The organism is Actinosynnema sp. NPDC059797 (assembly GCF_042732085.1).
Classification (GTDB): Bacteria; Actinomycetota; Actinomycetes; order Mycobacteriales; family Pseudonocardiaceae; genus Actinosynnema.
This window is the reverse complement of sequence record NZ_JBHWIE010000082.1, coordinates 1-11029: the sequence shown is the minus strand read 5'-3', so window position 1 is coordinate 11029 and position 11029 is coordinate 1. Positions and strand designations below refer to the sequence as shown.

Annotated in this window: 10 protein-coding genes; all 10 read left to right on the top strand. The window is 75.0% G+C overall.

What is annotated here, in order from left to right; all coding sequences use genetic code 11:
- Positions 1–66 precede the first annotated feature (66 nt).
- From ACFV4N_RS20275 to ACFV4N_RS20230, 10 genes are read left to right on the top strand one after another with little or no spacing between them, the layout of a single operon-like run.
- Positions 67–1050 carry a pseudouridine-5'-phosphate glycosidase gene (locus ACFV4N_RS20275; protein ID WP_499674106.1) on the top strand — a complete coding sequence of 328 codons (984 nt, stop codon included), beginning with the start codon at positions 67–69 and terminating at the stop codon, positions 1048–1050.
- Positions 1047–1715 carry an HAD family hydrolase gene (locus ACFV4N_RS20270; RefSeq protein WP_499674105.1) on the top strand — a complete coding sequence of 223 codons (669 nt, stop codon included), beginning with the start codon at positions 1047–1049 and terminating at the stop codon, positions 1713–1715. Before ACFV4N_RS20275 ends, ACFV4N_RS20270 begins: the two co-directional genes overlap by 4 nt.
- Positions 1716–1720: 5 nt before the next feature.
- The gene (locus ACFV4N_RS20265) at positions 1721–3109 is read left to right on the top strand and encodes an MFS transporter (RefSeq protein ID WP_499674104.1); all 1389 of its coding nucleotides are present in this window, start codon (positions 1721–1723) and stop codon (positions 3107–3109) included.
- Positions 3106–3894 carry a maleate cis-trans isomerase family protein gene (locus ACFV4N_RS20260; protein ID WP_499674103.1) on the top strand — a complete coding sequence of 263 codons (789 nt, stop codon included), beginning with the start codon at positions 3106–3108 and terminating at the stop codon, positions 3892–3894. Before ACFV4N_RS20265 ends, ACFV4N_RS20260 begins: the two co-directional genes overlap by 4 nt.
- A 30-nt stretch (positions 3895–3924) precedes the next feature.
- Positions 3925–5325, top strand: a complete 1401-nt coding sequence (locus tag ACFV4N_RS20255; protein ID WP_499674102.1) for a class I adenylate-forming enzyme family protein — start codon at positions 3925–3927, stop codon at positions 5323–5325.
- Positions 5322–6470, top strand: coding sequence for an acyl-CoA dehydrogenase family protein (locus ACFV4N_RS20250; RefSeq protein ID WP_499674101.1), 1149 nt, complete (start codon positions 5322–5324; stop codon positions 6468–6470). The genes ACFV4N_RS20255 and ACFV4N_RS20250 overlap by 4 nt, the downstream gene beginning before the upstream one ends.
- Positions 6471–6483: 13 nt before the next feature.
- Positions 6484–7191 (top strand): transglutaminase-like domain-containing protein, encoded by a 708-nt coding sequence (locus tag ACFV4N_RS20245; protein WP_499674100.1) that lies wholly within the window; start codon positions 6484–6486, stop codon positions 7189–7191.
- The gene (locus ACFV4N_RS20240) at positions 7188–7940 is read left to right on the top strand and encodes a glycosyltransferase (RefSeq protein ID WP_499674099.1); all 753 of its coding nucleotides are present in this window, start codon (positions 7188–7190) and stop codon (positions 7938–7940) included. Before ACFV4N_RS20245 ends, ACFV4N_RS20240 begins: the two co-directional genes overlap by 4 nt.
- Positions 7937–9484 carry a glycosyltransferase family 4 protein gene (locus ACFV4N_RS20235; protein WP_499674098.1) on the top strand — a complete coding sequence of 516 codons (1548 nt, stop codon included), beginning with the start codon at positions 7937–7939 and terminating at the stop codon, positions 9482–9484. Before ACFV4N_RS20240 ends, ACFV4N_RS20235 begins: the two co-directional genes overlap by 4 nt.
- Positions 9468–10745 (top strand): glycosyltransferase 87 family protein, encoded by a 1278-nt coding sequence (locus ACFV4N_RS20230; protein ID WP_499674097.1) that lies wholly within the window; start codon positions 9468–9470, stop codon positions 10743–10745. The genes ACFV4N_RS20235 and ACFV4N_RS20230 overlap by 17 nt, the downstream gene beginning before the upstream one ends.
- Positions 10746–11029 lie beyond the last annotated feature (284 nt).

Genomic DNA, 11029 nt, shown 5'->3' with positions numbered 1-11029 from the left:
ACGGGCGGTGCGGGGAACAGGGCGTTCCCCGCACCACCCGCGGACCGACGACGGGAGAAACCCACAGTGTCCACACGCGACGAGTTGTTCTCGGTCTCCGAGGAGGTCGCCGACGCGCTGGCCTCGGGCCTGCCGGTGGTGGCCCTGGAGTCCTCGGGCGTGGTGCAGGGCCTGCCGCACCCGCTGAACCTCCAGACCGCCCTCGACATGGACAAGGCCATCCGCGCCGCGGGCGCCGTGCCCGCCCGCACCGGCATCGTCTCCGGCCGGTTCGTGGTGGGCATGTCCGACGAGCAGGTGGAGCTGTTCGCCACCACGCCGACGGTGCCCAAGGTCGGCGCCCGCGACATCGGCCCCGTGCTGGCGGGAGGCGGCCACGGCGGCACCACGGTCTCCGCGGCGCTGGTCGCGGCGGGCGGGGTCGGCATCGACGTGTTCGCGGTCGCGGGCATCGGCGGCGTGCACTTCGGCGCGCAGCGGAGCTTCGACATCTCCGCGGACCTCGTGGAGTTCACCCGCCACCGGGTCGCCGTGGTCTGCGCGGGCGCCAAGTCGCTGCTCGACCCGGCGCTCACGCTGGAGTACCTGGAGACCTTCGGCGTGCCGGTGGTCGGCTACCGCTGCGACGACTTCCCGGCCTACTACAGCGTCTCCAGCGGCGAGCGCAACCCGCGCCGCGTCGACGACCTGGCCGAACTGGTGGCGGCCGTGCGCCTGCACTGGGCGGTCGGCAACACCGGCGGCTTCCTCATCACCCACCCGATCGACGCCGCCGACGCGCTGCCCTCGGACGAGGTCTACGCCCTGGTGCGCGAGAAGCAGGCCGAGGCGGAGGCGGCGGGGGTGCGCGGCAAGGACATGACGCCCGCGATCCTCAGCGCGGTCGGCAAGGCCACCCGGGGCCGCACCGGCGAGGCCAACCGCTCGGTGCTGCTGTCGACCAGCGCCCTGGCCGCCGAGGTCGCCGTCGCCCTCAAGGGCCGGTCCGCAGGGGACCAGGGCGCAGGGGACCGGGGCGCAGGGGACCAGGCCCTCGGGGAGCGGGTGTGAGCACCGCGGTCCTGTTCGACGTGGACGGCACGCTGGTCGACACACCGGCCGGCATGACCACCGTGCTGCGGCAGGTGGTGGCGGAGTTCGGCGGCGCGGCGGACGAGCCCCGGCTCCGCGCCACCGTCGGCCGCCCGCTGGTCGCCTCGCTGGCTCTGCTGCTCGACCTGCCCGCCGACCACCCCGACGCCGCCCGCGCCGCCGACCGGGCGCGGGCGCTGTTCACGGAGCTGGTCGTCCCGGCGGCGGCCGACCTGGTCTTCCCCGGCGTGCCCGAACTGCTCGCGGGCCTGCGCGAGCACGGGCGCCCGCTGGCCGTGGTCACCAGCAAGGTCCGGCGCAGCGCGGTGGAGCTGCTGGAGGCCACCGGCCTGCTGCCGCACTTCGACGTCCTGTCCTGCCACGGCATGGCCGAGCGCGGCAAACCGCACCCCGACCTCGCCCTGCTGGCCGCCGACGCCCTGGGCGTCCCGCCGGGGCGCTGCGTCGTGGTCGGCGACGCCGTGGACGACGTGCTGATGGCGCGTGCCGCGGGCATGGACGCGCTCGGCGTCGCCACCGGCGTCGCCACACCCGACGAGCTGCTGACCGCGGGGGCGCGCGAGGTGCACGCCGACGCGGTCCGGCTCGGTGAAGCCCTGCTACCGCTCGCTCCCCGAAGGTGATCACCATGACCAGCCCCCGCACCGAAGCGGTGCGCGGCCGCTCGGCGAACGCGGCGCTCGCGATCCTCGCCGTGGCCCAGTTCCTCATCGCGCTCGACTACTCCATCGTCTACATCGCGCTGCCCAGCGTCGGCGCGGAGCTGGCGCTGACCGAGAGCTCCGTCCAGTGGGTGGTCAGCGGCTACGCCGTGTTCTTCGCCGGTTTCCTGGTCGTGGGCGGCCGGGCGTCGGACCGGTTCGGGCCGCGGAACCTGTTCATCGCCGCGATGCTGCTGTTCGGCGTGGCGTCGCTGGTGGGCGGGCTCGCGCCGGGCGCCCCGATGCTCCTGGTGGCCCGCGCCGCCCAGGGCGTGGCCGCGGCGGTGCTCCAGCCCGCGGTGATCGCCCTGATCAACACGTCGTTCGCGGCCGGCCCCGAGCGCAACCGGGCGCTGGGCGTGTGGGGCACGGTCGGCGCGTCCGGCCTGGCCGCCGGCGTGATCATCGGCGGCCTGCTGACCACCGTGTCGTGGCGGTGGGTGTTCCTGATCAACCTGCCGCTGGCGGTGCTGTGCGCGCTCGCCGCGCCGAAGCTGCTGCCCCGCAACGACACCGCGAACCGCGAGCGCGGCGGGCTGAACGTGCCCAGCGCGGTGCTGTGCACCGGCACCGTGCTGTCCGCGGCCCTGGCGCTGACCCAGGCGTCCGCGGGCGGCTGGACGCACCCCGCCACGCTGGCCGCGCTCGGCGCGTCGGCCGTGCTGCTGGTCGCGTTCGCGCTCCAGGAGCGGCGCAGCGAGCGACCGCTGGTGGACCCGGTGCTGCGGGGCACCCGCTCGCTGCTGGTCGGCTGCGGCTCCACCGCGCTCTACATGGCCAGCGTCGGCAACCAGTTCTTCGTGGTGACCCTGCTGGTGCAGCAGTTGCGCGGGTACGACCCGCTCGCGGCGGGCCTGGCGTTCCTGCCCATGGCGGTGGCGATCGCGGTGGCAAACTCGGTGGCCGCCCGGATCGTCGGCGCGATCGGCGTGCGGGCGACGCTGGCGCTGGCGTTCGTCGCCGACGCCGCCGGCCTGCTGCTGCTGGCGTTGCAGGTGCACGGCGACAGCTACGTCCTGAACCTGCTGCCCGGCCTGCTGATCACCGGTTTCGCCCACGGCGTCACCTACGTGTCGATGTTCATCGCGGGCACCGCCGACGTCGAGGACCGCAACCAGGGCGTGGGCAGCGCGCTGATGACCACCTCCCAGTACATGGCCGGCGCGCTCGGCGTGGCCGTGCTGGTCCTGGTGCTGGGCGCCGACCCCGGCCCCGACGCCTTCGCGTGGGCGTTCGCCACCACGGCGATCGCGGCGGCGGGCGGCGCGGTGCTGGCCTGGTTCGGGCTGGCCCGGCGCGAGGGGGGCCGGTCGTGAGCGCCCGATCCTGGGTCGCCCGGCTCGGCGTGCTCGTGGTGCACAACGACCCGGTGGTGGAGGCCGAGCTGTGGGCCATGGCGCCGCCCGGCGTGACCGTGCACGCGGCCCGCTTCGAGAGCCCCACCAGCACCGGCGCCGAGTACACCGACGAGTCCTGGGAGCGGCTGGTGACCGCGCCGGACGTGCGGCGCGGCCTGGTCCAGCTCGGGCAGCTCGACGTGTCGGCGATCTGCCTGTGCTTCGGCTCGGCCAGCTTCTTCGGCGGCCTGGGGTTCGACGACGGGTTCACCGCCGCGGCGACCGACCTGGCCGGCGGAACCCCCGTCTACACCGCCGGGCAGGCCATCCGCGCCGCGCTGACCACGCTCGGCGTGCGCCGGCCGATGGTGCTCGCGCCGCCGTGGTTCACCGCGCCGACCTTCGCCGCGACCGAGTCCTACCTGACCGCGGCCGGGTTCGAGCCCGCCGCGCTGGAGCCCTTCCGCCTGGGCGCCCGCTGGGACGGCGTCGAGCGGCACCGGCTGTTCGACCGCGGCGGGCGCTGGGACGTCGACCCCGACGAGGTGCGCCGCCAGGTCGTGGCCGCCTTCCCGGCGCACGCCGACGGCGTGCTGCTGCCCGGCAGCGGCTTCCGCTCCTGGGAGGCCGTGGACGCGCTGGAGCGCGAGCTGGGCGTGCCGGTGGTGACCTCGAACCAGGCGTGCCTGTGGCGGCTGCTCGACCTGACCGACCTGGACGCGACGGTGCCCGGCGGGGGCGGCCTGCTCGCCGCCCGCCGCTGACCGGACCTCCTCCGACCCGAGAGGAACCCCATGCCCACCCGATCCTTCCTGACCGCGTTCGCCGCGCAGGTGGACGCCCGACCGCACGCCCAGGCGCTGTCCTGGGCCGGGGCCGAGGTGGACTACGCCGCCCTGGACCTGCTGGCGCGCGACGCCGAGGCGCTGACCGCCGGCATCCCGGCCGACGTGCCGGTGTGCGTGCCCGCGCACAAGTCGCCGGAGACCGTCGCCCTGCTGATCGCGTGCTTCCGGCAGGGCAGGCGGGTGCTGCTGCCGTCGGCCTCGCTGGGCCCGGACGCCCTGCTGCGGCTGTGCGAGCGGGTCGGCTGCACGCACGTGCTGACCCCGGGCGGCGCGCGCACCACCGGCGCGGACCCCGAGTCCCTGCCCGGACCGGGCCTGCTGCTCACCACCTCCGGCTCGACCGGCACGCCGAAGGTCGTCGTCCTGTCCGAGGAGGGGGTGGACAACTTCCTCGCCTGGGCGGCGCGGGCGTTCGACATCGGCCCCGGCGTCGGGGTGCTCAACTACGCGCCGCTCAACTTCGACCTGTGCCTGCTGGACGTGTGGGCGGCGCTGGCCGCCGGCGCGTGCGCGGACCTGGTCGACCCCGGGCGCGCCACCGACGGCGCGCACCTGGCCGAGCTGTGCGTCGAGCGGCAACCCGCCGTGGTGCAGGCCGTCCCGCTGTTCTTCCGGCTGGTGACCGCCACCGGGCGGGTCTTCCCGGGCGTGCGGGACGTGCTGCTGACCGGCGACGTGGCGCCGCCCGCGCTGCTGGAGGCCGTCACGGCGGCGTTCCCGAACGCCCGGCTGTGGAACGTCTACGGCTGCACCGAGACCAACGACAGCTTCCTGCACCGCATCGACCCGACCCGGGCGCCCACCCCGATCGGCACGCCGATCGCCGGCGTGGAGTTCCGCGTCCTCGACGAGGACGGGCGCGACGCCGACAGCGGCGAACTGGTGGTGCGCACCCCCTTCCGCGCCGAGGGCTACCTCGACCCGGAGCTGAACCGCGAGCGGTGGCGGGACGGCTGGTTCCGCACCGGCGACCTGGTCCGCCGCGACGAGGCCGGCCTGCTGCACCTCACCGGCCGCAACGACCACCAGGTCAAGGTGCGCGGCGTGCGCACCAACACCCAGGAGGTCGAACAGGTCGTGCTCGCGCACCCCGCGGTGCTGGAGGCCGCGGTGGTCGCGGTCCCGGACGAGGAGGCCGGGAACGTGCTGCACGCCGTGGTCCGCCGCGCGCCGGGCTCCCGGCTCAACGGGCTCGACCTGCGGGTGCACTGCGCCGCCGAGCTGCCCCGGACCGCCATCCCCGGCGCGTTCGAGATCGGCGACGAGGCGCTGCCCCGCACCTCCACCGGCAAGGTCGACCGCAACGCCCTGCGCGCACGGCGGATCGCGGTCTCGGGAAGGGCGTGACACAGGTGATCGAGTGGAACGAGGACCAGCGCGCGCTGCGCGCGGCGATCGAGGAACTGGGGCCGTTGCTCGGCGAGGGCCACGTCGAGCGCGACGCGGACGGCGAGTTCGCCGAAGGCGCCTGGAAGGCCCTGCGCGAGACGGGGCTGCTGGGCCTGCCCTTCGACGAGGAGTGGGGCGGTCTCGGCCAGGACCTGCTGACCACCATGCACGTGCTGGAGGGCCTGGGCCACGCCTGCCGCGACGGCGGGTTCGGCTTCTCGGTGTCCACCCACATGGTCAGCACCGGTGTCCCGCTGCAGCGCTTCGGCTCCCGGGAGCTGAAGGAGCGCTACCTCACCCGGGTGTGCGACGGTTCGATCATCGGCGCGCACGCCATCACCGAGCCCGAGGGCGGCTCGGACGTGATGGGCATGCGCACCTCCGCGGTCCGCGACGGCGACCACTACGTGCTCAACGGCAGCAAGGCGTTCATCAGCAACGGCCCCCTGGCCGACGTGGTCGTGGTCTACGCCCGCACCGGCAAGCGCGGCAGCCCCGCCGCGATCACCGCGTTCCTGGTCGACCGGGACACGCCCGGCCTGACCGTGGGCAAGCCGGTGGCCAAGATGGGCCTGCGGACCTCGCCGCTGAGCGAGCTGTTCTTCGACGACTGCCGGGTGCCCGCCGCCAACGTGGTCGGCTCGCCCGGCGCGGGGTTCCTCATCCTGGACCACGTGATGAAGTGGGAGATCCTGTGCTCCTTCATCATCAACGTCGGCGAGATGCAGCACCGCCTGGAGCGCTGCGTGGACTACGCGCGCACCAGGGTCCAGTTCGGGCAGAGGATCGGGTCGTTCCAGTCGGTGTCCAACCGGGTCGTGGAGATGCGCATCGCCGTCGACACCGCCCGCAAGTGGCTCTACGACACCGCGGTCAAGCTCCAGCGCGGTGAGAACGTCACCACCGACCTGGCCATCAGCAAGATCATCGCCAGCGAGGCCAACGTCAACACGGCGCTGGCCGCGGTCCAGCTGTTCGGCGGTTACGGCTACACCGCCGAGTACGGCCTGGAGAAGGACCTGCGCAACGCCGTCGCCGGGACCATCTACTCCGGCACCTCCGACATCCAGCGGCAGCGCATCGCCTCCATGATCGGTCTGTAGAGGGAGAGCAACGATGTCAGTGCAAGCGGTCAACGCCGACCTGTCCCACGCCGACCTGCTGAAGCCCACCGAGTTCCTGGACCACGACAGCGACGTGGTGCGCGACTTCGTGCGCAAGACCCTGCCCGACGACGGCCGGGGCATGACCGACGTGGAGCGCGCGTGCGCCCTCTACTACGCCGTGCGCGACGGCATCCACTACGAGGTCTACGGCGCCGACCTGTCCCGCGACGGCCTCAAGGCCAGCTCGACCATCCGGCGGGGCCTGGGTTTCTGCGTGCACAAGTCCATCGTGTACGCCGCCGCCGTGCGCGCGGTCGGCATCCCCAGCCGCATCTACTACGGCGACGTGCGCAACCACCTCGCCTCGCCCCGGCTGGAGGAGCTGATGGGCGGCAACGTCTTCACCTACCACAGCCTCACCACCGTCTTCCTGGACGGCAAGTGGGTGCGCGCCACGCCCGTGTTCAACAAGGTGCTGTGCAAGCTCTACCGGATCAAGCCCCTGGACTTCGACGGCCGCAGCGACAGCATGTACCACCCCTACGACGAAGAGGGCCGCAGGCACATGGAGTTCCTGCGGGAGCACGGCGAGTTCGACGACGTGCCCTACGACCGGGTCGTCGACGGCATCCGCGCCAACCACCCCAAGCTGTTCGCCTCCCGGCACACCACCGCGCGCGGCTCGCTGGTCGCCGACGCGCAAGGGGAACCGTCGTGACCGCGCACCCGGCCGAGTCGCCGCCGCGCCGCAGGGTCGCCCCCGCGCCGCGCCCCGCGGTCGACCTGGAGCTGGTGGTGCCCGCGTTCAACGAGGCGGGCAGGCTGCCCGGCACCCTGGCGGAGCTGACCGCGTTCCTGGCCGACCGGCCGTGGCGGTCGCGGGTGGTGGTGGTCGACAACGGCAGCACCGACGGCACCGCCACCGCCGTCGCGGACCACCCGGACGTGGTGGTCATCGGCTGCGCGAGGCCCGGCAAGGGCGCGGCGGTGCGCCGGGGCATCGAGAGCAGCACGTCCAGGTTCGTCGGGTTCGTCGACGCCGACCTGTCCACCCCGGTGCACACCCTGACCAGGGCGGTGGCGGAGCTGGAGGCGGGCGCGGCGGCGGCCATCGGGTCGCGGCACGCGCCGGGCGCGGAGCTGGTGCGCCCGCAGCCGCTGGGCCGCCGGGTGGGCGGCGCCGTGTTCCGCGCGCTGGCCCGCCGGCTCGTGCCCGAGGTCCACGACACCCAGTGCGGCTTCAAGCTGTTCGAGCGCGTCGCGGTGCAGCGGGCGCTGGCGCGGTGCCGGGTCGACGGGTTCGCGTTCGACGTCGAGCTGCTGCACCGCATCCGGCTCGCGGGCGGCCGCATCGCCGAGGTCGCGGTGTCCTGGACCGACGACGAGCGCTCGACCTTCCGCCCGCTGCACGACGGCCGCGCGGCGTTCGCCGACCTGCTGCGCCTGTACCGGGTCGAGGCGCGATGAGCGCCGGGCGCCGCGTGCTACTGGTCGGCGAGCGCGACGTGCGGCACCCGCTGGCGGGCGACGCGGAGCGCTACCTGCACGAGGTCGCCCGGCGCTGGGCCGCCGCCGGCACGCGGGTCACGTGGTCGGTGACCAGGCCGCCCGGCTCGCCCGCCCGCGAGGTCGTGGAGGGCGTGGAGGTGGTGCGCTCCGCGGGGTGGCCGGGCGCGCGCACGGCGCTGTGGCTGCTGCGCCGGGGCGGCCGGTTCGACGCGGTGGTCGACGCGACCACCGGGCCGGCGTTCGCGGTGCCGCTGGTCGCCGGCCGGCGGGTGCCCGTCGTGCGGGTGGCGCACCGGGTGGTCGACCGGCCGCGCGGCGGTGCGGTGGCCAAGCTCCTGGCGAGGTGGACCCGCGACCGCCGCGCGACCGTCGTGACGTCGCCGTCGGCGCGCCACGCGCTGCGCCGGGGCACGGGCGTGCGCGGACCGGTGTTCATCGCACCGCCCGGTGCGGTGGGCGCCGAGGACACCGCCGACCGCGCCGCCGACCCCGTGGTGGTCGTGCTCGCGCCACCGGCGCCCGAGTGGCGCCCGGACCCGCTGTTGCGCCGGCTGGCGGGGGTGCCGGGGTTGCGCGTTGAGGTGGTCGGCGACGGGCCCCGCGAGGGTATGGGATTCCGCCGACGGGTGCCGGAGCGCGCCGTGCCGGTGGGCCGGTCGGCGGAGCCGCGTGGCGGGGCTGTCGGCGACGGGCGCGGCGCGAGCGCGGTGTTCCGCCACCGGGCGCCCAAGGCGCTGCCGCGTCGACCGGCCGGGGTGCCGGGGTCGCGCGGTGACGCGTCGGACGGGTCCCCATCGGGCCTGGCCGCGCACGGCGCGGGCGTGGCGCGCGCGGTGACGTTCCACGGTCGGCTGTCCGAGGCCGAGCGCGCCGCGCTGCTGCGCCGGGCGTGGCTGGTGGTCTCCGCGACCACCGACGAGGTGTCCGCCTCCGCCGTCCTGGAGGCGGCCGCCCACGGCGTGCCGTGCGTGGCGCTGGACGCCGTGGGCGCGCGGGACTTCGTCCGCGTCGGCGAGGTCGTGCGGTCGCCGGACGACCTCGGCCCGGCCGTCGCCCGCCACCTCGCCGAGCTGGCCGACCCCCGGCACGCCCGGCGGATCGCGCGGCGGTGCCGCGACTGGGCCGGCGGGTTCCGCTGGGACCGCACCGCGCGGCTGCTGGCCGCCGCCGTCGAGCACCAGGTCGGCGCCGACCGCCACCGGGCCCAGCGCCGCCGGGCCCGCTCCGACATCGCCGCCCTGGTGCGGCTGCCCGCCGGCGCCCGCATCCCGGCGGGCGCGTTGCGGGTGACCGACGAGGTCGCCGAGGAGGGTGGCGCGGTCGGCGCGCTGCTCAACGGCTGCGACGAGTTCGACGCGCTCGGCGTCCTGGAGCGCCTCGGGGTCGAGGGCGCGCGGGTGCGCCTGGCGACCCACGACGACCTGCTGCTCGGCCCCTGCCCACCAGGTCGACCCACCCCCGGTCCCACGAGAGAGGCCGACGACCGTGTTCACTCCCGCTGACACCCGGGCACGGGTGCTCACCTGGTCCGCCGTGACCGCCACCGCGTTCGCCCTGGCGCTGGTCGCCCAGGCCGTCTACACCCGCGACCCGCACTGGGGCGTCCGCTGGATGGCGGACCTCTGGGTCTACGTCGCCAGCGGTCAGGCGGTGCGCGACGGGGTGTCCCTGTACGACGTGGTGATCATGTCGCCGCTGTACGGGCCCATGCCGTACCTGTACCCGCCGCTCACCGCGGTGCTGTTCTTCGTGCCCCTGACCTTCCTGCCGTTCGGGACGGCCGCCCTGGTGTGGAACACCGCGACGCTGGTCGCGCTGGGCGCGGTCGTGTGGCTCACCCTGGGCATCGCCGGCGTCCACGGCACGAGGGCGCGGGTGGTCCTGACCGTAGTCGGCCTGGCGCTCGTGTTCTGCCTGCTGCCGACGCGGATCCACCTGATCTTCGGGCAGATCAACGCGTTCCTGGTCCTGCTGGTGCTGCTCGACTTCCGCCGCGGCGCGGGCCGGTGGCGCGGCGTCGGCATCGGCGTGGCGGCCGCGCTGAAGGTGACCCCGCTGATGTTCGTCCTCTACCTGCTGGTCACCGGCCAGTGGAGGGCGGCGCGGAACGCGGTGCTGGCCTTCCTGGGCACGGTCGGGGTCGGTTTCGCCGTCGCCCCCGCGGACTCGCTGGAGTACTGGGGCGGGCTGGTGCTGCACTCCTCCCGCGCGGGCGCGGTGTTCAGCACGCCGAACCAGTCGCTGGCCGCCGCGATGGCCAGGGTGCTGCGCAGCGAGGTGTTCGCCGTGTGGTGGCTGGCCGTGCTCGTCGCGGTCGGCGTGCTGGGGCTCGCGGTGGCGCGCTACGTCCACCGCAGGGGCTCGGACTTCCTGGGCTTCTGCGCCGCGACCCTCACCGGGCTGCTCGTGTCGCCGGTGAGCTGGGAGCACCACTGGGTGTACGTGGTGCCCCTGCTGGTCTGGCTGGCGGTGCGGGCGCACCGGCGGCGCTCGGTCGGCCTGGCGGCGGTGACGACCCTGCTGGCGGCGGTGTTCACCCTCCGGGTGTTCTGGTGGGTGGGCGTCGAGGAGTTCCCGGCGGAGCCGATGGACCTGACGGTGTGGCAGCAGTTGGCCGCCTCGATGATGCCGGTCGCCGGGCTGCTGCTGCTCCTGCTCGGGCCGCTGTGGGTGCGCCGCGAGTTCCGCCCGTCCCCGGCGGGGGCCTCGGATCCGGCCCCGGTCGCCCGCGCGGTGCCGGAACGGGTGCCGGAACGGGCGTGAGCGCCCGGGGGGCGATCGCCGTCGCCCCCCCGGTTCCACCCCGTGGTGGCCGGTTGTCACGCTTCCGGCCCGGCGCGGTTCGCACGTCACGGTGATCTTTCGCCCGGATGAACCCGATCGGGCGAAAGATCGGCGTCGTGGCCCGCTGGTCTGTGCCACAGTTCCCACCCGCCACAGCGGCGGGGAGGTCAGTGGAGTTCAGGAGCAGCGTGATGACGGTGTCCGCGCCCCCGGTCACCGCCGGGGCGGGTGCGTCCGCGTTCACCGCGGGCGGTGTGGTGGAC

Excerpts from the sequence above, each read along its gene's own strand:
- ACFV4N_RS20265 (WP_499674104.1), top strand. The coding sequence starts at position 1,721 with ATGACCAGCCCCCGCACCGAAGCGGTGCGCGGCCGCTCGGCGAACGCG.
- ACFV4N_RS20255 (WP_499674102.1), top strand. The coding sequence starts at position 3,925 with ATGCCCACCCGATCCTTCCTGACCGCGTTCGCCGCGCAGGTGGACGCC.
- ACFV4N_RS20245 (WP_499674100.1), top strand. The coding sequence starts at position 6,484 with ATGTCAGTGCAAGCGGTCAACGCCGACCTGTCCCACGCCGACCTGCTG.
- ACFV4N_RS20235 (WP_499674098.1), top strand. The coding sequence starts at position 7,937 with ATGAGCGCCGGGCGCCGCGTGCTACTGGTCGGCGAGCGCGACGTGCGG.